The 24,810-nt window shown below is 45.1% G+C and carries 21 protein-coding genes; 17 read left to right on the plus strand and 4 right to left on the minus strand.

The genetic code is table 11. The features are described from left to right. Window positions 1-198 (plus strand): IS1 family transposase (locus Xhom_RS06755; RefSeq protein WP_244590771.1); only part of this gene is annotated, 198 nt, incomplete at its 5' end. 72 nt (window positions 199-270) lie between these two features. Here the strand turns inward: Xhom_RS06755 and Xhom_RS06760 are convergent. From Xhom_RS06760 to map, 4 genes are all read right to left on the minus strand, one after another. Continuing rightward, window positions 271-552 (minus strand): type II toxin-antitoxin system RelE/ParE family toxin, encoded by a 282-nt coding sequence (locus Xhom_RS06760; RefSeq protein WP_069317959.1) that lies wholly within the window; start codon window positions 550-552, stop codon window positions 271-273. A 177-nt stretch (window positions 553-729) separates the two neighbouring features. Continuing rightward, window positions 730-1,554 (minus strand): 2,3,4,5-tetrahydropyridine-2,6-dicarboxylate N-succinyltransferase, encoded by an 825-nt coding sequence (gene dapD, locus Xhom_RS06765; protein ID WP_069317960.1) that lies wholly within the window; start codon window positions 1,552-1,554, stop codon window positions 730-732. A 40-nt stretch (window positions 1,555-1,594) separates the two neighbouring features. Continuing rightward, on the minus strand, window positions 1,595-4,249 hold the full coding sequence (gene glnD / locus Xhom_RS06770; protein ID WP_069317961.1) for a bifunctional uridylyltransferase/uridylyl-removing protein GlnD: 2,655 nt from the start codon (window positions 4,247-4,249) through the stop codon (window positions 1,595-1,597). A 198-nt stretch (window positions 4,250-4,447) separates the two neighbouring features. Beyond that, window positions 4,448-5,245 (minus strand): type I methionyl aminopeptidase, encoded by a 798-nt coding sequence (map, locus tag Xhom_RS06775; RefSeq protein WP_069317962.1) that lies wholly within the window; start codon window positions 5,243-5,245, stop codon window positions 4,448-4,450. Between the two features lie 545 nt (window positions 5,246-5,790). On the opposite strand from map, the gene rpsB reads away from it, so the two are divergent. From rpsB to dnaE, 16 genes are all read left to right on the plus strand, one after another. Further along, entirely contained in the window at window positions 5,791-6,516 is a 726-nt protein-coding gene (gene rpsB, locus Xhom_RS06780) for a 30S ribosomal protein S2 (RefSeq protein WP_069317963.1), read from the plus strand. A gap of 165 nt (window positions 6,517-6,681) precedes the next feature. Next, window positions 6,682-7,539, plus strand: coding sequence for a translation elongation factor Ts (gene tsf, locus Xhom_RS06785; protein WP_069317964.1), 858 nt, complete (start codon window positions 6,682-6,684; stop codon window positions 7,537-7,539). Between the two features lie 220 nt (window positions 7,540-7,759). Further along, the gene (gene pyrH, locus Xhom_RS06790) at window positions 7,760-8,488 is read left to right on the plus strand and encodes a UMP kinase (RefSeq protein ID WP_069317965.1); all 729 of its coding nucleotides are present in this window, start codon (window positions 7,760-7,762) and stop codon (window positions 8,486-8,488) included. Window positions 8,489-8,646: 158 nt separating this feature from the next. Further along, window positions 8,647-9,204 (plus strand): ribosome recycling factor, encoded by a 558-nt coding sequence (gene frr, locus Xhom_RS06795; RefSeq protein ID WP_069317966.1) that lies wholly within the window; start codon window positions 8,647-8,649, stop codon window positions 9,202-9,204. A 284-nt stretch (window positions 9,205-9,488) separates the two neighbouring features. Beyond that, entirely contained in the window at window positions 9,489-10,685 is a 1,197-nt protein-coding gene (ispC, locus tag Xhom_RS06805) for a 1-deoxy-D-xylulose-5-phosphate reductoisomerase (RefSeq protein ID WP_069317967.1), read from the plus strand. A gap of 350 nt (window positions 10,686-11,035) precedes the next feature. Next, the gene (gene ispU, locus Xhom_RS06810; protein WP_069317968.1) at window positions 11,036-11,791 is read left to right on the plus strand and encodes a (2E,6E)-farnesyl-diphosphate-specific ditrans,polycis-undecaprenyl-diphosphate synthase; all 756 of its coding nucleotides are present in this window, start codon (window positions 11,036-11,038) and stop codon (window positions 11,789-11,791) included. A 9-nt stretch (window positions 11,792-11,800) separates the two neighbouring features. Further along, entirely contained in the window at window positions 11,801-12,664 is an 864-nt protein-coding gene (gene cdsA, locus Xhom_RS06815) for a phosphatidate cytidylyltransferase (protein ID WP_069317969.1), read from the plus strand. 10 nt (window positions 12,665-12,674) lie between these two features. Then, the gene (gene rseP, locus Xhom_RS06820; RefSeq protein WP_069317970.1) at window positions 12,675-14,027 is read left to right on the plus strand and encodes a sigma E protease regulator RseP; all 1,353 of its coding nucleotides are present in this window, start codon (window positions 12,675-12,677) and stop codon (window positions 14,025-14,027) included. A gap of 34 nt (window positions 14,028-14,061) precedes the next feature. Next, a complete protein-coding gene (bamA, locus tag Xhom_RS06825; RefSeq protein WP_069317971.1) occupies window positions 14,062-16,461 on the plus strand; it encodes an outer membrane protein assembly factor BamA in 2,400 nt (799 codons plus the stop codon). Between the two features lie 120 nt (window positions 16,462-16,581). Next, window positions 16,582-17,079: a molecular chaperone Skp gene (gene skp / locus Xhom_RS06830; RefSeq protein ID WP_069317972.1), complete on the plus strand. Its 498-nt coding sequence runs from the start codon at window positions 16,582-16,584 to the stop codon at window positions 17,077-17,079. Between the two features lie 4 nt (window positions 17,080-17,083). Then, entirely contained in the window at window positions 17,084-18,112 is a 1,029-nt protein-coding gene (lpxD, locus tag Xhom_RS06835) for a UDP-3-O-(3-hydroxymyristoyl)glucosamine N-acyltransferase (RefSeq protein ID WP_069317973.1), read from the plus strand. 153 nt (window positions 18,113-18,265) lie between these two features. Beyond that, the gene (fabZ, locus tag Xhom_RS06840; RefSeq protein ID WP_069317974.1) at window positions 18,266-18,718 is read left to right on the plus strand and encodes a 3-hydroxyacyl-ACP dehydratase FabZ; all 453 of its coding nucleotides are present in this window, start codon (window positions 18,266-18,268) and stop codon (window positions 18,716-18,718) included. A 3-nt stretch (window positions 18,719-18,721) separates the two neighbouring features. Further along, window positions 18,722-19,519, plus strand: a complete 798-nt coding sequence (lpxA, locus tag Xhom_RS06845) for an acyl-ACP--UDP-N-acetylglucosamine O-acyltransferase (protein WP_069317975.1) — start codon at window positions 18,722-18,724, stop codon at window positions 19,517-19,519. Between the two features lie 4 nt (window positions 19,520-19,523). Beyond that, window positions 19,524-20,708, plus strand: coding sequence for a lipid-A-disaccharide synthase (lpxB, locus tag Xhom_RS06850; RefSeq protein ID WP_069317976.1), 1,185 nt, complete (start codon window positions 19,524-19,526; stop codon window positions 20,706-20,708). Then, entirely contained in the window at window positions 20,708-21,298 is a 591-nt protein-coding gene (gene rnhB / locus Xhom_RS06855; protein WP_069317977.1) for a ribonuclease HII, read from the plus strand. The genes lpxB and rnhB overlap by 1 nt, the downstream gene beginning before the upstream one ends. Before the next feature lie 28 nt (window positions 21,299-21,326). Further along, complete coding sequence (gene dnaE / locus Xhom_RS06860; RefSeq protein WP_069317978.1) at window positions 21,327-24,809, plus strand: DNA polymerase III subunit alpha; 3,483 nt, start codon at window positions 21,327-21,329, stop codon at window positions 24,807-24,809. Window position 24,810: the final 1 nt, after the last annotated feature.

A 24,810-nucleotide genomic window follows, 5' to 3' on the forward strand; every position in this document is an offset into this window, starting at 1 on the left:
GATTATGTTGTTTATGATAACCTTCCCGAGGAAGATCACCTGACTGGAAAGACGTTTACTCAGCGTATAGAGAGAACGAATTTAACTCAGCGTACTCGAATAAAAAGACTGAATAGAAAAACTATCAGTTATTCAAAATCCGAAGAAATGCACGATAAGGTGATAGGAACTTTTATTGAGCGTGAGTACTATTTTTGATATTCAATCTAACTATTTAATACATGACCCAGGGTGCGCAGGATTATGCATTCTACTCATTATTACTACTGATTAGTGATAATTTTGGTAATTAACCAAAATAGCATCCTCACCATCAAATCGAAATGTTAATTGCCAATTGCCATTAACAGATATAACCCAATGGCCTTTTAAATCGGCCCCTTGTAATGGGGGTAACTTCCAGCCTGGAGCATTCATATCATCTGGTTTTTTAGCAGTATTCAGTGCGGTTAATTGAATATTCAATTTTACAGCATGATTAGATTGAATGCCGGATGTAGAGTCTGTCCTGAAAAATTTTTTTAGGCCCTTATGCTTAAAACTCTTAATCATCATCCATGTCCATGAGTACTGTGTGGTTTCACTATATAATCGTAGTGTAGGATGACAATTCATTTACATCATTTGGGAGTGCTACAGTAATCAACTTGCTACACCATTCTACTACAGGTTTATCTGCAGCTTTAAAATAGCGGATTTTTCATCCGCTGTTTCTGCTATTGTAAAAATTTAGTCGATATTTCTCAGAAGTTCATTAATGCCAACTTTGCCACGGGTTTTGGCATCAACCTTTTTCACAATTATGGCGCAATACAGGCTATAACTGCCATCTTTGGAAGGAAGATTTCCTGAAACGACGACCGAACCTGCCGGTACGCGGCCATAATGGATTTCCCCTGTTTCACGATCGTAAATTTTGGTGCTCTGGCCGATGTAAACACCCATTGAGATCACTGAGCCTTCTTCCACGATAACCCCTTCTACGATTTCAGAGCGGGCGCCGATGAAACAGTTGTCTTCAATAATGGTCGGATTAGCCTGCAATGGCTCCAGAACGCCACCAATGCCAACACCGCCAGACAAATGAACGTTTTTGCCGATCTGTGCGCAGGAACCTACGGTTGCCCAAGTGTCTACCATTGAGCCTTCATCAACATAGGCGCCGAGGTTAACGTAAGATGGCATGAGCACTGTGTTGCGCGCGATATATGCACCCTGGCGGACAGCCGCAGGAGGTACGACGCGGAACCCTTCTTTTTCGAAACGCGCCTGATCATAATCTGCAAATTTCATGGGTACTTTGTCGAAATAGCGGCTTTCAGCGCCTTCCATGACTTGATTGTCATTAATACGGAAGGAGAGCAAGACGGCTTTTTTCAGCCATTGATGCGTTACCCATTGCCCATCGATCTTTTCAGCGACGCGAAGTTTGCCGCTATCCAGCATTTGAATAACCTGATTAATGGTATCGCGGGTCACTCCATCAACAGTCGTAGGTGTAATGTTTACGCGGTCTTCAAATGCATTTTCGATAATAGCTTGTAATTGCTGCATAAGTGTGGGGTTCCTAATTTCCGTTAAATCGAGAGTATTGTTATAGTTTATCCCGTGTGTTGAGGGCTTCTGTCAACCTTTCTGATAATTCATCTCTTATTTTTTTATGTAATGCGTTTTGATCTTTATCTGCCAGCACAAAAAAGTCTTCGACGCGTTCTCCAATAGTGGTTATTCGTGCACCGTGCAGGGATACGCCTAATTCAGCGAAAATATTGCCTACCCTTGCCAGTAATCCGGGTTGATCAAGGGCAACTAATTCCATATAAGTACGACGAGCATTTTGTGTCGGTAAAAAGTTGACTTTGGTCGGAACATTAAAGTGGCGCAATTTGGCGGGCAGGTTGCGGGTCTTGGGTGATTTTGGATGAGGATCGTTCACGACTTTCAGCAATGCGGTACGGATAGATCCGTGGCGATCAAGCGCTAATGGATGGCCGTTTGGCTCCGATACCACAAACGTATCCATCGCCATTCCATCACGATTAGTGAAAATTTGAGCATCGTGGACGCTCAAGTTGCGTCTGTCCAACTCGCCAACAACGGCTGCGAATAGTGAGGGACGATCTTGGCACCAAATAAAAATTTCTGTGCCTCCGTGGGAAAACTCAGTGCTGATCAACACTTGCGATTCTGTGGACATATGGTGGATCAAATGACTGGCATGCCATGCTAATTGATCAGGCGTATGACGCAGGAAATAATCCGCATGACAACGGCTCCAGATATTGTGCAATTGTTGTTCATTAATATCTTCTTTTCGCAGCAGGGCCAGAGCCTGTAAGCGATGGCTGCGGATACGTTCTCGTAAGTCCGGAATATTTTGAACGCCTTGACGTAGCTGGGTTTCGGTTGCGAAATAGAGCTCTCGTATCAGACTTTGCTTCCAGCTATTCCACAGCTTAGAGTTAGTAGCGCAAATATCGGCAACAGTCAGGCATAGTAGATAATTCAAACGATTTTGGTTTCTGACTGTGCAGGCAAATTGCTGGATAACGTCTGGATCTTGGATATCTCTCCGCTGAGCTGTAACCGACATCAGTAAATGATCTTTAACTAGCCATTCTACCAACTCTGCTTCCCGGTTAGTCAAACCATGCTGTCGTGAGAATGTGAAGGCATCATTGGCACCAAGCTCAGAATGATCACCGTGACGTCCCTTGGCAATATCATGGAAAAAGGCGGCCAGCCGTAATAATTCTGGCTGAGGAAGACGCAAATATAATTCGATACACAAGGGATGGATCACACGGTTGTTTTCATCGGCAAAAGTTTCGAGTTTTTGCAGTACTCGGATGGTGTGTTCATCAACGGTATAAGCATGGAATAGATCAAATTGCATTTGACCAACAATATTACTCCAGAGCGGCGTATAGGCACTTAAAACGCTATGGCGGTGCATTGGGAGCAAAGCACTTTTAACTGCATGAGGATGGCGCAGGATATCCATGAAAATTTTGCGTGCTTCAGGTAACTCACACAAAGAGTATCTGAGGTTTCTACGAGCGTAACGTAGCTGACGCAATGTTGTGGAATAGATCCCCTTAATTTCCTGATGCTTCGCCATGTGATAAAACATTTTCAGAATCGAAGCCGGGTCGCGGATAAACAGCGTATCATCGATAACATCGATCAGATCTCCCCGTAGCTGAAATGCTTCGTTCAAGGGGCGCGGCTTCTCATCAGCTTGTAACGCCAGAATCGCTTCATCAAAAAGTTGCAGCAGCATTTCATTGAGTTCGCTGACACGACGTGTCACACGATAGAAATCTTTCATCATCCGTTCGACAGGTTGATTGCGTTCCCCTTCATAGCCAAGAAGTTGGGCTACATTAAATTGATGCTCAAACAGTAGTCGGTTGTCATAGCGTATAACGACCAGATGGAGGGCAAAACGGATACGCCAGAGAAAACTCTGACATTCGTTCAATTCGTTGCGTTCTTCTTGGGTCAGGAAGCCAAAATTGACCATTTCATCTAAAGATGTGGCTCCAAAATGACGATGGGCAACCCAAAGTAACGTATGAATATCACGTAATCCACCCGGACTGCTTTTGATATCTGGCTCTAGGTTGTAACTGGTGCCGTGATAACGCTGATGGCGTTCCCGTTGCTCGGTGAGTTTGGCCGCGAAGAATTGGGCTGATGGCCAAAAATTATCGCTGAAAATATGTTTCTGCAATCGTAGGAACAGCGGTAAATCACCTCTGATTAGACGAGATTCAATCAAGTTGGTGGCGATAGTCAGATCGGAAAGCCCTTTATCGAGGCACTCTTGGAACGTTCTGACACTGTGACCCACTTCCAGACGGATATCCCAGAGTAGGGCAATAAATTGCCCTATTTGGGCTGATTGTTTTTCAGTTAGCGGATCCTCGCTGAGGATCATTAAATCAATGTCTGAAAGGGGATGTAATTCGCGGCGACCATAACCACCAACGGCAAGCAGAGAAAGCGAGGCTATCTGATCAAATCCCTGCTCCTGCCATAATCGTGTTAAAAGTTGATCAATATAGTCACTGCGGACGTAGATCAGCGCGTCTGGGGAAATTCCTGCCTTGAATGCCTGCTCAAGCCACAATTGAAACTCATCAATATGCTGTTTCAGTGTGGGACATTGAAGATCGTCAAGGGAAAATTCCACAGGCGAAATAGGAGGCATGGGCGCTCGTGCTAAGGAGATGTCAACTGGCATATGCAGAACCCTATGTATGAGAAAGTTCATGAGGAAACGAGCTATGATGACCAGAGTACTGAGAAAATTGTGAGATGAACAGGTGTTACTAACCGTGAATGAAGCCCCTGAAAATTGGCTGGGGCTTCATTATTGAGAACTAATAATATTTAGAACTCATAAATTGCTTTAGAACTCATAAGTGGAACTAGCCAGCCATTATGCGTTGACTAAGACCGCTGATATATGTGGCTCTTCTTCTTTACGCAATGTCATGATTTCACAACCATTATCAGTGACGACAATCGTGTGCTCATACTGTGCAGACCAACCACGATCTTTGGTTTTGACTGTCCAGCCGTCTTTCATGCTACGGATGCGGAAATCACCGGCATTGACCATCGGTTCAATGGTGAAAGCCATGCCTTTTTGCAAGATAACACCACCATCATCAGCGTCATAGTGCAGAACATGTGGTTCTTCATGGAAAACCCGGCCGATACCGTGCCCGCAGTATTCGCGAACCACAGAGTAATCCTGGCCTTCAACGTATTGTTGAATTGCTTTGCCAAGGGTACGCAGACGGATACCCGGCTTCACCATTTTCAGGGCAAGATACAGGCTTTCCTGAGTCACTCGGCACAGCCGTTCGCCTTGAATCGTTGGTTTACCAACAATGAACATTTTGGAGGTGTCACCATGAAATTCATCTTTAATCACGGTCACATCAATGTTAACGATATCGCCTTCTTTCAATGCCTTATCGTCGCTTGGAATGCCGTGGCAAACTACATCATTGACGGAAATACATACTGATTTAGGGAAACCGTGGTAGCCAAGGCAAGCGGAAATGGCTTGTTGTTTATTAGTGATATGATCGTGGCAAATACGATCCAGTTCACCTGTGGTCACCCCTGCTTTGACATAAGGTTCGATCATTTCCAAAACTTCTGCTGCCAGGCGTCCGGCAACCCGCATTTTTTGGATGTCTTCATCTGTTTTGATAGAAATAGCCATGAAATCGGTCCATTTAAGTCGGGATCTTACCGACTACTTGAGATTAACTAAGGAAAAGTGTTGTTGTTAATGGTATCAGCCCTCCGAATGTCTGCCAATATACCTGTCGTCTTTCAAGTTGCCGCTTTGTTGGCTACGTTCACTTATCCCTGTCACTTCACCCCGATAATTCCGGTCATATAGTGGCCTATGTTCCCGGTAATTCGTTCCCAAGACATAAGTGCTGCATCTTGAAATCCACTGGGTATATAACCCGGCACCTTTCAATTTCTTCAATCAACTGGAACGGCCAGAGAGCTGTAACAAATGTTGGAGTCTGGGGGCCATTTGTGGTATAAAGCGCGCCGGTATTCCGTGTAATTGTTTCCGTTGGAAGCGATTCGCAGAAATGCTCAATGAACTCATTTGTGTAAATAACACACACAGGTCGGCACATACACCGGGGTGCTCTCATGTGGCTATTTCATTGAATAGCCTACAGCTAAAGAGTCGGTGTCATGGGATCTGTGGAGGCATAACCCCAATTAACTTTATAGAGGTCTAAAATGGCAACTGTTTCCATGCGCGATATGCTGCAAGCGGGCGTTCACTTCGGTCACCAGACTCGTTACTGGAACCCAAAAATGAAACCTTTCATCTTTGGTGCTCGTAACAAAGTTCATATCATCAACCTGGAAAAAACTGTTCCAATGTTCAACGATGCATTGGCAGAGCTGAACAAAATTGCTTCCCGTAAAGGCAAAATTCTGTTTGTTGGCACCAAGCGTGCTGCGAGCGAAGCAATAAAAGAATCAGCTCTGGGCTGTGACCAATACTTCGTTAACCACCGTTGGTTAGGTGGTATGCTGACTAACTGGAAAACTGTTCGTCAGTCAATCAAGCGTCTGAAAGATCTGGAAGTTCAGTCTCAGGACGGTACTTTTGACAAGCTGACCAAGAAAGAAGCCCTGATGCGTACTCGTGAGCTGGGTAAACTGGAAAACAGCTTGGGCGGTATCAAAGACATGGGCGGCCTGCCTGATGCTCTGTTTGTTATCGATGCTGAACATGAACACATTGCTATCAAAGAAGCAAATAACCTGGGTATTCCAGTATTCGCTATCGTTGATACTAACTCTGATCCAGACGGTGTTGATTTCATCATCCCTGGTAACGACGACGCAATCCGTGCAGTAAAACTGTACCTGAGCGCTGCTGCTACTGCTGTCCGTGAAGGCCGTTCACAAGATCTGGCTGTTCAGGCTGAAGAAGGTCTTGTAGACGCTGAATAATAAGGAATGCTCATCTCTGAGCCCTTATTGACCAGGTATTGAAATATATTGGTTAGGGGGCCTATTATGGCCCCCTTTACATATCTGATATAGAACTATTATCTGATATAGAACTTTCCACGCGGAATATTATCTTCCCGCGAGACACATCGAGGAATAAAACAAATGGCTGACATTACCGCTGCTCTGGTAAAAGAACTGCGTGAGCGTACTGGCGCAGGCATGATGGAATGTAAAAAAGCACTGGTTGAAGCAAATGGCGATATCGAGCTGGCTATCGATAACATGCGTAAATCAGGTCAGGCAAAAGCTGCTAAAAAAGCAGGCCGTGTTGCGGCTGAAGGCGTTATCCTGACTCAAGTTTCCGCTGATGCTAAATTCGCTGGTATCGTTGAACTGAACTGCGAAACTGACTTTGTTGCTAAAGATACTGGCTTCCTGGCATTCGGTAAAGAAGTTATTGATTCCGTTATGGCTGAGAAAAACGCTGATATCGATGCGCTGAAAGCTAAATTCGAAGAACAGCGTGCTGCTCTGGTTGCTAAAATCGGTGAAAACATCAACATCCGTCGCGTGACTATCCTGGAAGGTGAAGCTGTAGGTACTTACCTGCACGGTGCGCGTATCGGTGTTCTGGTTGCAGCTGAAGGTGCAAACGAAGAACTGATCAAGCACATCGCAATGCACATTGCTGCAAGCAAGCCAGAATACGTGAACCCAACTGACGTTCCAGCTGAAGTTGTTGAGCGTGAGCATCAGATCCAGCTGGATATCGCAATGCAGTCTGGTAAGCCTCGTGAAATCGCAGAGAAAATGGTTGCTGGCCGCATGAACAAATTCACTGGCGAAGTCTCTCTGACTGGTCAGAATTTCGTGATGGATCCAAGCAAAACTGTTGGTGCTCTGCTGAAAGAAAATAACGCTAACGTTATCAATTTCATTCGTTTTGAAGTGGGCGAAGGCATTGAGAAAGTTGAAGCTGACTTTGCCGCAGAAGTTGCTGCAATGAGCAAACAGTCTTAATTTTCTAAACGGAGCCGCCGATTGGCGGTTCTGTTTTATCTCATGATGAATTTTACATCTGGGCTATATCCAATAGATTCCGAGCAACATTTCGGCTTGCATTGTATTGCAGCCTGCAAAGAGGCAACTGGAAACATGAAAGGTATATAGCGTGGATGTGTAGTTATTGAATATACCGTAATAAATCCTCAATACCCTTATCTGCTTAGGACACAACACCATGGCAACCAATGCAAAACCCGTATATCAGAGAATCCTGCTTAAGCTCAGTGGAGAAGCCCTGCAAGGTGCAGAAGGTTTTGGTATCGATGCTAGCGTTTTAGACCGCATGGCTCAGGAAATCAAAGAACTGGTTGAGCTGGGTATTCAAGTCGGTGTCGTTATTGGCGGGGGGAACCTGTTTCGTGGAGCCGGTCTGGCCGAAGCAGGAATGAACCGTGTAGTAGGCGACCATATGGGTATGTTGGCTACCGTAATGAACGGTTTAGCGATGCGTGATGCTTTACACCGCGCCTATGTGAACGCCCGTCTGATGTCTGCCATTCCGTTGAATGGCGTGTGTGATAACTATAGCTGGGCTGAGGCTATCAGTTTACTACGTCACGGTCGTGTTGTTATTTTTTCGGCAGGTACTGGCAACCCATTCTTTACAACAGATTCCGCAGCCTGCTTGCGCGGCATTGAAATTGAAGCGGATGTTGTGTTAAAAGCAACCAAAGTGGATGGGGTCTATTCTGCCGATCCTGCAAAAGATCCTGAAGCTGTTCTTTACAGCAATCTGACTTATCAGGAAGTATTGGAACGTGAATTGAAAGTCATGGATCTGGCGGCATTTACGCTGGCCCGTGACCATAGTCTGCCAATTCGGGTTTTCAATATGAACAAACCAGGCGCTCTTCGTCGTGTTGTGATGGGGGAAAGTGAAGGTACGTTGATTTCTCACGGTTGATTTTTCACAATTCTTGCTCAGAGACATCGGTGAAATTTGACGGTATGATCAGCATCCTGATGCGCCAAATTTAATGATACTGGGCCACTCAATGATTCGCGTATCTGTAATTACGCAGATGTGGCCTAAAAAATAACCATCTCCCAAGGGTTTGTAACGTGATTAATGAAATCAAAAAAGACGCACAAGACCGCATGGAAAAAAGCGTCGAAGCACTGAAAAATCAAATCAGCAAGATTCGTACTGGCCGTGCTTCTCCTAGCCTGCTGGACGGTATCAGCATCGAGTATTATGGTTCTGCAACTCCATTGCGTCAGATCGCAAACGTCGTTGCTGAAGATGCACGTACCTTGGCTATTACCGTGTTTGATCGATCCATGACTCCAGCTGTCGAAAAAGCGATTATGGCTTCTGATCTGGGGTTGAACCCATCTTCAGCGGGAACCATCATCCGTGTTCCTTTGCCACCGTTGACAGAAGAACGTCGTAAAGATTTGATCAAAGTTGTTCGTAACGAAGCGGAGCAGGGTCGTGTAGCTGTCCGTAACATTCGTCGCGACGCTAACGATAAAGTCAAGGCGTTGTTGAAAGACAAAGAAATCAGTGAAGATGAAGAACGTCGTTCACAGGATGACGTTCAGAAATTAACTGATAGCTACATCAAGAAGATTGATGAAGCTTTGGCAAATAAAGAAACCGAATTGATGGATTTCTAATTGCCATTCCATGAATATACCCAATAAATTTCGAGTTGCATCATGGAGGCAAGAGAACGAATTTCTGGGAGTATAGTTAACTATGTGACTGGAGTGAGTGAATGCAGCCAACAACGAGGTAATTTGAAAGGTGAAGGGCATACAACGCCGCAGTCCTTGCGGCGTTGGTTCTTAATTCTTTATATACACTTCGTATCACATTTCTTTTTCAAGCGATGGACATAGCGATCTGTACAGCTCAAACTATTGCGATTTTATATTAGTAAAATACTCAGAGTATTAAAATGAAACGGTTAACTATTCTTGGCTCAACGGGTTCGATTGGGAAAAGTACGCTTTCTGTTGTCCGAAATAACCCAGGAAAATTCAGTGTAATTGCCCTTGCTGCCGGGAAAAATATTGAAGTTATGGCACAGCAGTGTCTGGAATTTCACCCGCAATATGCAGCAATGGCAGATGAGCAGTCAGCAAAAGTTCTGCGTCAGTTATTGCAGGAACAAGGAAGTCAGACTGAAGTTCTATCCGGCAAAGAGGCCATGTGTGATTTAGCTGCACTGGATGAAGTTGATCAAGTCATGTCTGCCATTGTGGGCGTTGCAGGATTATTACCGACATTGGCTGCTATCCGTAAGGGTAAACAAGTCCTGTTGGCCAATAAAGAATCTCTGATTACCAGTGGTCGCCTATTTATGGAGGCGGTTGTTCAATATAAAGCGCAACTGTTGCCAATCGATAGTGAACATAATGCTATCTTTCAAAGTCTGCCAGATGCGGTTCAGCATAATCTTGGCAATACAAACCTAAAAGAACACGGTATCTCCAGCATTATCCTGACAGGATCAGGCGGGCCGTTCCGTAAAACGCCTCTAGATACGCTACCTAATGTTACGCCAGATGAAGCGTGTGCTCATCCTATCTGGTCAATGGGACGTAAAATCTCCGTTGATTCTGCCACCATGATGAACAAAGGGCTGGAGTACATCGAAGCACGTTATCTGTTTAATGCATCCGCTGATGAAGTGGAAGTATTGCTGCATCCGCAATCAGTAATCCACTCCATGGTTCGCTATCAGGATGGCAGTATCATCGCTCAGTTGGGAACGCAGGACATGTGTACCCCAATTGCTTATGCTATGGCTTATCCTAACCGCATTTCATCTGGTGCTAATCCATTGAATTTTGCTGAATTAGGCATGCTTACTTTTGAAGCTTTAGATTATGAGCGCTATCCTTGCCTGAAACTGGCTATTGAAGCTTGTCATGAAGGCCAGGCGGCAACAACAGCCTTGAATGCAGCAAATGAAGAAACCGTGGATGTTTTTTTGAAAGATGGAATCCGTTTCACAGATATCGCGAGAATCAACAGGCTGGTGGTGGAAAATTTGAATTTATCTGAACCTCAAAGCATCCAAGAGGTCTTAGAAATCGATAATATCGCAAGAATTTTAGCGAGAGACACCATAAAAGCCTTTGCGAAATAGTGAGTTTCGTTAATAAGTATATGTTTGTTTGTTTTTTGGCAAATGATATAGTTCGCGGGTGAATAAAGTTTAGCGAAAAATGCCGTAAACCCTAGCTTAATGCGGGCGGGGAGCAGTCGCTTATTATAATAGCCATATTGGTATCCGTATTCCGATAATGCGAGATAGTACGAAATAGTACCGAATATAGTGTCGAAATAGTGCAAACTATAAAGAGGCTTTCATTCAGGCCGTACCAGAAATAGCCGTGGTAGCCGTGGGAATAGTTGACACGTAACACGGCTTTTTCATGTTTGGAAGTGATTAAATTCATTGAAAAGCAAACTTAGTTATTTTAAGGATTATTTTGAGTGACATCTCCCAGTGATAGTAACTCATTGCCAGTGTTGCCCAAGCATGTTGCCATCATTATGGATGGTAATGGTCGTTGGGCGCAAAAACGTGGCAAATTAAGAGTTTTTGGCCACCGTGCAGGAATTAAAGCTGTGCGGAGTGCCGTGAGTTTTTCAGTTAAACATAACATCGAGTCATTGACGCTATACGCTTTCAGTAGTGAAAACTGGAATCGTCCACAGCAGGAAGTCAGTTCATTGATGGAGTTGTTTGTTTTTGCCCTTGATAATGAAGTGAAGAGCCTGCATAAGCACAATGTGAAATTGTCTGTTATTGGTGATATCAGTCGCTTTGGTTCACGTTTGCAAGAGCGTATTCGCCGTTCAGTTGAATTGACAAAGCATAATACCGGATTACAGCTAAATATTGCTGCTAACTATGGTGGGCGTTGGGATTTGCTTCAGGGTGTTAAACAAATCGCTGAAAAGGTCAGAGCGAATGAGTTGGCCCCAGAGGAAATCACCGAAGCTACAATAGGCAACTTCATCAACCTAAGTCAGCAACCTGAAGTCGATCTGGTTATTAGAACCGGGGGGGAGCATCGTATCAGTAATTTCCTGTTATGGCAGATCGCTTATGCAGAATTATATTTTACCGATATACTTTGGCCTGATTTTGATGAAACTGCTTTTGAAGGGGCTATAAATGCCTTTACCAAACGAGAACGCCGATTCGGCGGAACAACACCAGACGATGCCGAAGTGGGATCATAGGAGGAGAACTTGCTGAAGTACCGTCTTTTAACTACGTTGATATTGATTCCACTTGTTGTCATATCACTGTTTTTCCTTCCCCCGGCAGGTTTTGGGTTAGTTGTCATTGCTGTCTCTGCACTTGCAGCATGGGAGTGGGGGCAATTTGCAGGGCTTTTTACTCAAGCTAAGCGTATTACACTGGCCGTGTTATTTGCTGTAGGGTTATTGGTTTTACAATACTCTTTATCTGATTTTTCCCATCTTATTGAAAAACCACAAATTGTATATCTATTGTGGGCTGGCATGCTTTGGTGGGTAGCTGCAATTTTATTGGTGATTACGTATCCGGCTTCTGCCACCATATGGAAAACTTCGGTTGTATTGCGTCTGCTATTTGGTGTTCTGACTATCGTGCCATTTTATTGTGGAATGATGGTACTGCGTACCCAAGGCTATGAAAACAATATTTATAATGGTGCATGGTGGCTACTCTATGTGATGCTGCTGGTATGGGCTGCCGATTCAGGTGCCTATATTTTTGGCCGAACAATGGGTAAGCACAAAATGGCGCCAAAAGTATCCCCGGGTAAGACAATTGAAGGGCTTGTTGGTGGTTTGTTGACTGCTGGGTTGATTTCGTGGCTATTCAGTAAATTTGCACCTGTTCCCGCAAGTCCCGAAAATTTATTGTTAATCTCTGCGATCGTTGTCGTTGCTTCGGTCTTTGGGGATCTGACTGAAAGTATGTTTAAACGAGAATCAGGGGTCAAAGATAGCAGTCAATTGATTCCGGGACATGGCGGTGTCATGGACAGGGTTGATAGTTTAACAGCAGCAGTTCCTGTATTTGCTGGATTGGTACTGCTGGTTTCCTCTGGAACCACTCTCTGAAGGGGATGTAATGGGTATTCTCTGGAATCTGGCTGCATTTATTGTTGCGTTGGGCATTCTCATCACAGTGCATGAATTTGGTCATTTTTGGGTTGCCAGACGTTGTGGTATCTATGTTGAACGTTTTTCCGTCGGTTTTGGGAAAGCGCTTTGGCGTCGCACAGATAAGCAGGGAACAGAATACGTTATCGCCCTTATCCCTCTCGGCGGATATGTAAAAATGCTCGACGAGCGGGTTGAGTCAGTCTCACCTGAACGCCGTCATATGGCATTCAACAACAAAACTATTGGCCAACGTGCGGCGGTGGTTAGTGCTGGGCCAATCGCAAACTTCATTCTGGCGGTTATCGCTTATTGGCTGGTTTTTGTGATTGGCGTGCCATCTGTACGTCCTGTCGTGTTGGATGTTAAGCCTAATTCCATTGCCGCACAGGCAAATATTTTGCCAGGAATGGAACTAAAAGCCGTTGATGGTATCGAAACTCCTGACTGGAATTCGGCACGTCTTGCCTTAATAAGTAAAGTGGGGGAAGCATCTATATCCATGGATGTGACGTCACTGGATGCTATTGACAGCAGCCAAAAGCGATTGGATTTGCGTGAATGGGCGTTTGATCCGTCCAAGCAGGATGTCCTGCTGTCTTTGGGGATTATGCCTGTTGTTCCACGGCTTAGTTCGCAAGTGGAGAAAGTTTATCCTGCTTCAGCTGCTGAAAAAGCAGGTTTACAAAGTGGGGATAGGATCGTTAAAGTCAACGGTCAGGATGTCGATGTCTGGCATACTTTTTCGTCTTTTGTCAGAAAAAATCCGAATATTCCTCTAAAATTGGACGTTGCCAGGGCTGATCGTATAGTTTCCCTGTCTCTGACCCCTGAGGCAAAAAAATTGTCTGATGGCCGTGAGGAAGGGTTTGCGGGCGCTGAACTTAAAGTTATTCCATTGGCAGATGAATACAAAATTATTCAAGAATATGGGCCTTTTGCTGCGATTTATGAGGCGGGCGACAAAACTTGGCAATTGATGAAGCTGACTGTCAATATGATCGGCAAATTGGTTGTGGGTGATATAAAACTCAATAACCTGAGTGGACCGATTTCCATTGCCAAAGGTGCTGGAGTATCAGCTGATTCTGGTTTGGTATATTACTTGATGTTTTTGGCGCTGATTAGCGTCAATCTTGGGATCATTAATTTGTTCCCATTACCCGTACTAGATGGTGGACACTTGCTTTTCCTTGCTATAGAAAAGGTCAAGGGAAGGCCAGTCTCCGAGCGTGTACAAGACTTCAGTTATCGCATTGGTGCTATGTTGCTGGTGTTATTAATGGGGCTTGCACTTTTCAATGATTTCTCCCGCTTCTAAGGTGGGAGACCGGTTAGGAAAACGCATAACAACGATGGTGATGAAAAAGTTGCTCATAGCGTCGCTGCTGTTCGGCAGCGCCACTGCATACGGTTCAGACGGATTCGTGGTTCGAGACATTCATTTCGAGGGTCTTCAACGTGTCACCGTTGGTGCAGCATTACTGAACATGCCTGTTCGCGTAGGTGATACAATCAGCGATGAAGATATCAGTCGTACGATTCACGCCTTGTTCGCGACTGGAAACTTTGAAGATGTTCGTGTCTTACGTGATGGCAATTCACTTATCGTTCAGGTAAAAGAACGACCAACCATCGCTAGCATTACTTTCTCCGGGAACAAATCGGTGAAAGATGACATGCTCAAGCAGAACCTTGAGGCCTCTCGTGTTCGTGTTGGTGAAGCCCTCGACCGCACTATGCTGTCTAATATTGAGAAAGGGCTGGAAGATTTCTATTACAGTGTTGGTAAATACAACGCAACAGTGAAAGCCGTTGTCACACCGCTGCCTCGCAACCGTGTTGACTTGAAACTCGTTTTCTCAGAAGGGGTTTCTGCCCAAATTCAACAAATTAATATTGTTGGCAATAAAACCTATTCTACCAATGAGCTGCTGAGTAATTTCCAGCTCAGGGATGATGTTCCTTGGTGGAATATGACGGCCGACCAAAAATACCAGAAGCAAAAATTGGCAGGTGATCTTGAAAACCTGCGCAGTTTTTATCTTGATCGAGGTTATGCTCGTTTCAACATCGATTCGACTCAAGTCAATCTGACGCCAGACAAGAAAGGTATCTATATTACCGTCAATATTACCGAAGGCGATCAATACAAAATATCGGGTGTTGATTTGAATGGTAATTTGGCGGGATATGAGTCGCAAATAAAAGAGCTGACTCATATTGAGCCGGGGTCACTGTATAACGGTACAGAAGTGACCAAAATGGAAACGGCCATCAAGAATTTACTCGGTCGTCATGGTTATGCCTACCCTCGCGTAATGACACAACCTGAAATCAATGATGCTGATAAAACCGTTAAGCTGCATGTAAATGTTGATGCCGGCAATCGCTTCTATGTGCGTAATATCCGTTTTACAGGCAACGATGTCAGTAAAGATTCAGTATTGCGTCGTGAAATGCGTCAGATGGAAGGAACATGGCTGGGTAGTGACCAGATTGAGCAGGGTAAAGAGCGCTTAAATCGACTCGGTTATTTTGAAACTGTCGATGTGGAAACAGAACGTGTACCGGGTAGCCCAGATCAGGTTGATGTGGTTTATAAAGTTAAAGAGCGTAATACAGGCTCAATGAACTTTGGTGTTGGTTTCGGTACAGAAAGCGGAATGAGTTTCCAAGTCGGTGTGCAGCAGGAAAACTGGCTGGGAACGGGTAACGCAGTTGGTATCAGTGCCAGTAAGAATGATTATTCAACCTCAGCCGATTTATCTGTGACTAACCCTTACTTCACTGTGAATGGGGTGAGCTTGGGTGGCCGTGTATTCTATAATGATTTCCGCGCCGATGATGCCGATCTTTCCAATTATACTAATAAAGCATACGGTACAGAGGGAACGCTTGGTTTCCCATTGAATGAAAATAACGCAGTCATGTTGAAATTGGGTTATATACATAACTCCTTATCTAACATGCGTCCACAGGTTGCGATGTGGCGTTATCTGAATAAAATGGGCCAAAAACCAGATCTTAGTGACAAAGCGAAATTTGATTCCAATGATTTTGCAATGACACTAGGTTGGAGTTACAACAATCTCGACCGTGGTTTCTTCCCAACTTCAGGTTTGAAATCATCTCTGGATGCGAAAGTAACGATTCCTGGCTCAAATAACCAATTCTATAAAGTGACTTGGAATGCAGCAGGTTATTATCCTCTTGATAATGATCGTTCATGGGTGCTAATGGGACGTACGCGTATGGGCTATGGCAGTGGTTTTGGTGGCAAAGAAATGCCATTCTATGAAAACTTCTATGCCGGTGGTTCAAGTAGCGTTCGTGGCTTCCGTTCAAATAATATCGGTCCAAAAGCGATTTATTTGGAAATGAAAGATGGTAAGCCTGTGCCTGTGAAAAGTAGCCCATCCCGCGATGCCGTAGGAGGTAACGCGGTAGCGGTTGCGAGTTTCGAACTGATTACACCAACCCCGTTCTTGGATGCTAAATATTCCAATTCCGTGCGAACGTCTTTGTTTGTGGATGTGGGAACGGTGTGGGATACCAACTGGGATACTAACTGGGCTAAGACTTACGGGATGCCTGACTACAGCAAGCCAAACAATATCCGTGCTTCTGCCGGTATTGCACTGCAATGGGTGTCACCATTAGGGCCATTGGTCTTCTCTTATGCGAAGCCAATCAAGGAATACGAAGGTGATAGATCTGAGCAGTTCCAGTTCAATATTGGTGGAACGTGGTAATTATTAATCGTCTTTGGTAAAAAATCGCCCTATTATTAGATAGGGCGATATTAAGAGCCTATTCAGATAGGCTGTGAGTCTTCCAACCTGTAAAAAAAGCGTGGGTCAAAGGAGTTTATAGTGAAAAAAGTATTGTGTGCAGCAAGCTTGGGTATGGCATTAGTATTTTCTGCGGGTGTTCAAGCGGCAGATAAAATCGCTTTAGTAAACGTTGCTGAAGTTTTCCAACAGTTGCCAGCCCGTGAAGCTGTGGCAAAACAGTTGGACAACGAATTTAAAAGCCGTGCATCCGAATTGCAGCGCATGGAATCTGATTTAAAAACGAATATCCAGAAATTGCAGCGTGATGGCTCAACCATGAAAGCCAGCGAGCGTGAAAAATTAGAAAAAGAAGTTATGGCTAAACGTGATGATTTTGCTCAGAAAGCGCAAGCCTTTGAACAAGATAATAGCCGTCGTCAGATAGAAGAACGTAATAAAATCCTGACTCGTATTCAGGATGCCGTTAAAGTGGTTGCAGGTAAAGAAGGTTACGACCTTGTGCTTGATGCGAATGCCGCTGTGTATTCTGCATCGGGTAAAGACATCACCGCAGAAGTAATGAAACAGGTTAAATAATTAGATGGTTTCAATTCGATTGGCTGACCTCGCTCAGCAGTTGAATGCGCAATTGCATGGTGATGGCGATATCGTCATCACCGGTATTGCGCCAATGTATTCAGCAAATAGCGAACAAATTACATTTTTATCCGACAGCCGTTATACTGACAAACTTACTGAGTGTCAGGCCGCGGCTGTTGTGCTGCGTGAAGCAGATCTTCCTCATTGTAAGGTTGCTGCGTTGGTTGTCGATAATCCTTATCTTGCCTATGCACATATGGCGCAAATTATGGATACGACACCGAAACCTGCGCAGGATATCCATCCATCAGCCGTCATTTCTCCAGAAGCGACTTTAGGCAAACATGTGGCGATTGGTGCAAATGCCGTTATCGAAGCTGGCGTTGTACTTGGTGATAACGTCATTATTGGTGCGGGTTGCTTTATTGGCAAAAATGCGCGGATTGGAGTTGGAAGCCGCCTGTGGGCCAATGTATCGGTATATCATAATGTCGAAATTGGTGAATTGTGTCTGATCCAATCAGGAACTGTTATAGGTTCTGATGGTTTTGGATATGCCAATGACCGTGGAAATTGGATTAAAATCCCACAATTAGGCACTGTAATTATTGGAAACCGTGTTGAAATCGGTGCTTGCACTACGATTGATCGCGGTGCACTGGATAACACTGTCATCGGTAATGGTGTTATCATAGATAACCAGTGCCAGATCGCGCACAACATAACGATTGGGGACAACACCGCAGTGGCTGGTGGCGTTATTATGGCTGGTAGCCTGAAAATTGGTCGTTACTGTATGATTGGTGGTGCGAGTGTCATTAATGGGCATATGGAGATCTGTGATAAAGTAACTGTGACTGGTATGAGCATGGTGATACGTCCAATTACAGAGCCCGGCGTATACTCCTCGGGTATCCCATCACAACCGAACAAAACCTGGCGTAAAACCACAGCCTTAGTCATGAATATCAATGAAATGAGTAAGCGCTTGAAGTCAGTGGAACGTCAATTGGAAGATAAAAACGAGTAATCATACTAGTATTTTTGATTAGACGTTTTTAATTAGCGTTTTTGGTTGTGCTTATTATATTTTTTGCGGCCTGCCTGATAACTCTGAGTTTAGAGTTAACGCAGGCCGTGTCGTTAATACTATGATTCTTATATAGACAGGAAGAGTATTTAGATGAGTGATAATCGTACTCTGCGAATTGAAGAGATTTTAGACTTACTACCTCACCGCTACCCGTTTTTACTGGTAGATCGTGTTCTAGATTTTGAGGAAGGTAAGTTTCTGCGCGCAGTCAAAAATGTATCATTTAATGAACCATTTTTTCAGGGGCATTTTCCTGGCAAACCAATCTTCCCTGGGGTTTTGATCCTTGAAGCAATGGCTCAAGCTACCGGAATTCTGGCATTCAAAAGTGTTGGGTCACTTGGGCCGGGTGAATTGTATTACTTTGCAGCTATTGATGGTGCTCGCTTCAAGCGTCCGGTTCTGCCAGGTGATCAAATGATAATGGAAGTGGAATTTATTAAAGAACGTCGCGGTGTTGCGCGTTTCAGAGGCGTAGCTAAAGTCGATGGAGAAGTGGCTTGTGAAGCTGAAATGATGTGTGCTCGCCGTCGTGAGGCTTAATCCATGATTGATCAGACTGCAGTTATCCATCCTTCTTCTATTATTGAAGAGGGTGCTGTTATTGGTGCCAATGTTCGCATTGGCCCATTTTGCTATATCGGTTCTCAGGTTGAGATTGGTGAAGGGACTGAGCTGAAATCCCATATTGTGGTCAATGGAATAACTAAGATTGGTCGTGATAACCAAATTTATCAGTTTGCCTCGATTGGTGAAGTCAATCAGGATCTTAAATATCAGGGTGAGCCGACCTGTGTTGAAATTGGCGACCGAAACCGTATCCGCGAAAGTGTTTCTATCCATCGAGGTACTGTTCAAGGCGGCGGATTAACCAAAGTTGGCAATGATAATTTGCTGATGATCAACGCCCATATCGCTCATGACTGCATTGTGGGTGATCGTTGTATCATTGCAAATAATGGTACACTGGGTGGGCATGTCATTCTGGGTGATTACGTTATTATCGGTGGAATGACGGCTGTTCATCAATTCTGTCAGATTGGTTCCCATGTCATGGTTGGTGGTTGTTCTGGCGTTGCTCAGGATATTCCGCCTTACGTCATTGCACAGGGAAATCATGCAACACCTTTCGGGTTGAATATCGAAGGTCTGAAACGCCGCGGGTTCGATAAAGAATCTTTGCATGCAATCCGTAGTGCCTATAAAGCGCTTTACCGTAGCGGAAAAACGTTGGAAGAAGCCAGACACGAGATTAGTTGTCAGTCGGAAAACAACCCACATGTGAAATTATTCAGTGATTTTCTGGATAATTCCGCAAAATCCAGCCGTGGCATCATTCGTTAAGTAGATGAAGGATACTCCTTTGACTACCATTTCTTCTGTTAACAATCAGCGCCCGCTGACAATTGGTTTGGTCGCCGGAGAAACATCCGGTGATATTCTTGGTGCCGGGCTGATTCGCGCATTAAAAGTTAAAATTCCTGATGCCCGTTTTGTGGGTATCGCTGGCCCTCTTATGCAGGCGGAAGGTTGTGAAGCTTGGTATGAGATGGAAGAACTGGCGGTAATGGGGATCGTTGAAGTGTTGGGACGTTTGCCTCGTTTGCTGAAGATACGCAAAGATTTAACGGCACGTTTTACTGCGTTGAAGCCTGATGTGTTTATTGGCATTGATGCCCCTGATTTTAATATCACTTTAGAAGGGCGGCTTAAACAGCAGGGGATCAAAACGATCCATTACGTCAGTCCATCGGTATGGGCATGGCGTCAGAAACGGGTATTTAAAATCGGTCGGGCAACAGATATGGTACTGGCATTTTTGCCATTTGAAAAAGCGTTCTACGATCAGTTTAATGTTCCTTGTCGGTTCATTGGTCACACGATGGCAGACGCAATGCCTCTACAAACGGACAAAGCAGCCGCTAGGGAAATTTTGGATATTCCATTGAATGCCCATTGTCTGGCGATGTTACCCGGTAGCCGTCATGCTGAAGTAGAGATGCTAAGTGCCGATTTCTTAAAAACCGTACAGTTATTACGGAAAAAATTGCCTGACTTGCATGTATTGGTTCCTTTGGTGAATGCCAAACGGCGTGAGCAGTTTCAGCGAATTAAAGATGAAATTGTCCCAGACCTGCCAATCCATTTGCTGGATGGTAAAGCCCGTGAAGCGATGATTGCCAGTGATGCGACTTTACTGGCATCGGGGACGGCAGCACTGGAGTGTATGTTAGCCAAATGCCCAATGGTGGTGGGCTATAGAATGAAACCTTTTACATTCTGGTTGGCAAAACGCTTAGTGAAAACGCCTTATGTTTCCTTGCCTAATCTGTTGGCAGGCAAAGAATTAGTTAAAGAGTTATTGCAGGATGAATGTAAACCACAAGCGTTGTCGGAGGCGTTATTGCCTCTTCTGCAAGGTGGTACAGATGTGGACGCATTGAGACAGACGTTTCTGTATCTGCATGAAAGCATTCGCTGTGATGCCGATGAACAGGCTGCACAAGCCGTTCTGGAATTAGCGAGACAATAATGGATTTTGTTTATCCTCAGGCGAATTTGATTGCCGGTGTTGATGAAGTTGGGCGTGGCCCGCTAGTTGGAGCCGTAGTCACGGCAGCGGTCATTCTTGATCCTGCTAAACCCATTACAGGCTTGATGGATTCGAAAAAACTCACGGAAAAACGTCGTGAAGCGCTGTATTTGGAAATTAAAGAAAAAGCATTGTGTTGGAGTCTGGGCCGTGCAGAGCCTGAAGAAATCGATCAACTCAATATTCTCCATGCTACGATGCTTGCTATGCAGCGAGCAGTGGCAGGTTTAGCGATCACCCCTGATTATGTCTTGATTGATGGCAACCGTTGCCCTGCATTAACGATGCTAGCGCAAGCGGTGGTTAAGGGAGATAGTCTGGTTGCTGAAATCAGTGCGGCTTCCATCCTGGCAAAAGTAACCCGTGACAGGGAGATGGTAGAGCTAGATAAACGTTTTCCTGACTACGGTTTTGCGAAACATAAAGGTTATCCAACCGCCCTACATCTGGAAAAATTGGCTTTGCTGGGTGCGACGGAGCATCATCGTAAAAGTTTTGCGCCCGTTAAACGAGCGCTAGGTCTTGGATAATAATCTGGGATAAGTATCTGGGCAAACTATGATAGAACCACGTTTTGTGCACTTACGTGTTCACAGCGACTATTCAATGATTGATGGCTTGGCAAAGACGAGTCCATTGGTGAAAAAAGTTGCCAAATTGGGTATGCCAGCTTTTGCGATTACGGATTTTACCAACCTTTGTGGATTGGTAAAATTCTATGGCAGTGCCCATGGAGCCGGAATTAAGCCAATTATTGGTGCTGATTTTCTTGTGGAAAATGACTTGTTGGGGGATGAGCATTCCCATCTGACAGTCCTTGCCCGCAATAACGAAGGTTATCAAAACCTGACCTTGTTGATCTCTGAAGCCTATCAAAAAGGCTATGGCGCGATAGGCCCGACTATCAGACAGGAATGGCTGACAAAATACAAGACTGGGTTGATCTTGTTGTCGGGTGGACGCATGGGCGATGTGGGTAAATTCCTGTTGCGTGGTAATCGTGCGATGGTGGATCAATGCCTCGACTTTTATCAGGAACATTTTCCAGACAGCTACTACCTTGAATTGATCCGTACTGGGCGTCAGGATGAAGAAAATTATCTTCATGCGGCTGTAGAGTTGGCATCAGAAAAGAATTTACCCGTTGTAGCAACCAATGACGTCTGTTTTCTGGAGAGTGAAGACTTCGACGCACATGAGATCAGAGTTGCCATCCATGATGGATATACGCTGGTTGATCCAAAACGTCCAAAAAATTACAGTCCTCAGCAATATCTGCGCACTGAACAGGAAATGTGTGAGATTTTCTCTGACATTCCTGAAGCGCTGCAAAATAGCGTAGAAATTGCTAAACGCTGTAATGTCACTATCCGTCTTGGTGAATATTTCTTGCCACAGTTTCCTACTGGGGATATGAGTACCGAAGACTTTCTGGTTGAACGGTCGAAACAGGGTCTGGAAGAGCGTTTGGCTTTTCTTTATCCCGACCCGGCGATGAGAGTCGAGAAACGCTCCGAATACGACGAACGTCTGGATATTGAGCTGAAGGTTATTAACCAGATGGGGTTTCCTGGTTACTTCCTGATCGTGATGGAATTTATCCAGTGGTCGAAAGACAACGGCGTCCCTGTTGGGCCTGGTCGTGGTTCCGGTGCAGGTTCTCTGGTGGCTTACGCCTTGAAAATCACCGATCTCGATCCGCTGGAATTTGACTTGCTGTTCGAACGTTTTCTCAACCCTGAACGTATTTCCATGCCCGACTTTGATGTCGATTTTTGTATGGAAAAACGCGATCAGGTAATTGATCACGTTGCCGATATGTATGGGCGAGATGCTGTATCCCAGATCATTACCTTTGGTACGATGGCGGCTAAAGCGGTTATCCGTGATGTGGGGCGAGTTCTTGGCCACCCTTACGGTTTTGTTGATCGAATATCAAAGCTGGTTCCCCCCGATCCGGGCATGACGCTGGAGAAAGCGTTTGCGGCTGAACCCCAATTACCTGAAATTTACGAAGCCGACGAAGAAGTCAAAGCGCTGATTGATATGGCGCGTAAATTGGAAGGTGTCACCCGTAATGCCGGTAAACATGCTGGTGGGGTCGTTATTGCACCAACCAAAATCACTGATTTTGCTCCGATTTACTGTGATCCGGAGGGGCTGAACCCGGTTACCCAGTTTGACAAAAACGATGTCGAATATGCGGGGCTGGTTAAGTTTGACTTCCTTGGTCTGAGAACTCTGACCATTATCAACTGGGTACTCGAAATGGTGAATGCCCGCCGTGCCGAGAAGGGGCTGGAGCCGATTGATATTGCGGCTATACCTCTGGATGATCAGAAAAGTTTCGATATGCTACAGCGCTCCGAAACGACGGCGGTGTTCCAGCTTGAATCCCGTGGCATGAAAGATCTGATTAAACGTCTGCGTCCAGATTGCTTTGAGGACATGATTGCATTGGTGGCATTGTTCCGTCCGGGGCCGTTGCAATCCGGCATGGTAGATAATTTTATCGACCGTAAACATGGAAGGGAAGAGATCTCCTATCCTGACGTCGAATGGCAACACGAATCCTTAAAACCTGTTCTGGAGCCAACATATGGCATCATTCTGTATCAAGAACAGGTTATGCAGATTGCTCAGGTATTGGCGGGTTATACCCTCGGTGGTGCAGATATGCTCCGTCGTGCAATGGGTAAGAAAAAACCGGAAGAAATGGCCAAGCAACGCTCAGTGTTTGAATCGGGGGCGATAAGTCAGGGCGTTGATGGCGAACTTTCCATGAAAATCTTCGATTTGGTGGAAAAATTCGCGGGTTATGGCTTTAACAAATCTCACTCCGCAGCTTACGCATTGGTTTCTTATCAGACTTTATGGCTGAAAGCGCATTATCCGGCAGAATTCATGGCGGCCGTGATGACGGCGGATATGGATAACACTGAAAAAGTGGTTGGGCTGGTGGATGAATGTTGGCGGATGGGGCTGAAGGTATTGCCTCCAGATATCAACAGCGGGTTGTATCATTTCCATGTCAATGATGAAGGTGAAATCGTTTACGGCATTGGCGCAATCAAGGGGGTGGGTGAAGGGCCGATTGAAGCTATTATCGAAGCCCGCCAAACAGGAGGGCACTTCAAGGAACTGTTCGACTTGTGCGCACGTGTTGACATCAAAAAGCTAAGCCGTCGTGTGATGGAAAAGCTGATTATGTCAGGTGCCTTCGATAGATTGGGGCCACACCGTGCCGCGTTGATGTCTTCTTTGGAAGATGCGTTGAAAGCGGCTGATCAACACGCTAAAGCTGAAGCTATTGGTCAAACTGATATGTTTGGTGTGTTAGCCGAAGAACCAGAAGAGGTCGAACGTTCGTATGCCAGTACGCCGAAATGGCCGGAACAGGTGGTTTTGGATGGTGAACGAGAAACCTTGGGGCTATATCTGACAGGCCATCCGATCACAAGTTATTTGAAAGAGATTGAACGATATACGAATGGGTTGCGTCTAAAAGATGTGAACCCGACACCTCGTGGTCAAGTAACGACTGTGGTAGGTTTGGTACTGGTATCCAAGGTATTGACAACCAAGCGGGGTAACCGAATTGGTATCAGTACATTGGATGATCGCTCCGGACGGCTGGAAATCATGCTGTTTTCTGATGCCCTGGAAAGGTATCAACATTTATTGGAGCAGGACAAAATTTTAATTGCTACCGGACAAGTCAGCTTTGATGACTTCAGCGGTGGCCTTAAAATGACAGTTCGTGAATTAATGGACATTAGTGAGGCGCGTGAAAAATTTGCACGTGGGCTTGCTATCTCGTTGTCAGACAGGCAAATTGATGAGCAATTTTTGAACCGTCTTCGTGGCGTACTGGAGCCACACCGTTCAGGTACGATACCGGTTCATCTTTATTACCAGCGGGTAGATGCCCGTGCCCGTTTACGATTCGGTGCAACATGGCGGATAACGCCAACGGATACCCTTTTGACAGATCTGCGAACTCTGCTGGGTAACGAGCAGGTAGAATTAGAATTTGACTAAA

The organism is Xenorhabdus hominickii (assembly GCF_002632725.1).
GTDB classification, from domain to species: Bacteria; Pseudomonadota; Gammaproteobacteria; order Enterobacterales; family Enterobacteriaceae; genus Xenorhabdus; species Xenorhabdus hominickii.

Bases quoted from the DNA above. Each gene is read 5' to 3' on its own strand.
- Xhom_RS06760 (WP_069317959.1), bottom strand. From the start codon at position 552: ATGATTAAGAGTTTTAAGCATAAGGGCCTAAAAAAATTTTTCAGGACA.
- dapD (WP_069317960.1), bottom strand. From the start codon at position 1,554: ATGCAGCAATTACAAGCTATTATCGAAAATGCATTTGAAGACCGCGTA.
- glnD (WP_069317961.1), bottom strand. From the start codon at position 4,249: ATGCCAGTTGACATCTCCTTAGCACGAGCGCCCATGCCTCCTATTTCG.
- map (WP_069317962.1), bottom strand. From the start codon at position 5,245: ATGGCTATTTCTATCAAAACAGATGAAGACATCCAAAAAATGCGGGTT.
- rpsB (WP_069317963.1), top strand. From the start codon at position 5,791: ATGGCAACTGTTTCCATGCGCGATATGCTGCAAGCGGGCGTTCACTTC.
- tsf (WP_069317964.1), top strand. From the start codon at position 6,682: ATGGCTGACATTACCGCTGCTCTGGTAAAAGAACTGCGTGAGCGTACT.
- pyrH (WP_069317965.1), top strand. From the start codon at position 7,760: ATGGCAACCAATGCAAAACCCGTATATCAGAGAATCCTGCTTAAGCTC.
- ispC (WP_069317967.1), top strand. From the start codon at position 9,489: ATGAAACGGTTAACTATTCTTGGCTCAACGGGTTCGATTGGGAAAAGT.
- rseP (WP_069317970.1), top strand. From the start codon at position 12,675: ATGGGTATTCTCTGGAATCTGGCTGCATTTATTGTTGCGTTGGGCATT.
- bamA (WP_069317971.1), top strand. From the start codon at position 14,062: ATGGTGATGAAAAAGTTGCTCATAGCGTCGCTGCTGTTCGGCAGCGCC.
- lpxD (WP_069317973.1), top strand. From the start codon at position 17,084: ATGGTTTCAATTCGATTGGCTGACCTCGCTCAGCAGTTGAATGCGCAA.
- fabZ (WP_069317974.1), top strand. From the start codon at position 18,266: ATGAGTGATAATCGTACTCTGCGAATTGAAGAGATTTTAGACTTACTA.
- lpxA (WP_069317975.1), top strand. From the start codon at position 18,722: ATGATTGATCAGACTGCAGTTATCCATCCTTCTTCTATTATTGAAGAG.
- lpxB (WP_069317976.1), top strand. From the start codon at position 19,524: ATGAAGGATACTCCTTTGACTACCATTTCTTCTGTTAACAATCAGCGC.
- rnhB (WP_069317977.1), top strand. From the start codon at position 20,708: ATGGATTTTGTTTATCCTCAGGCGAATTTGATTGCCGGTGTTGATGAA.
- dnaE (WP_069317978.1), top strand. From the start codon at position 21,327: ATGATAGAACCACGTTTTGTGCACTTACGTGTTCACAGCGACTATTCA.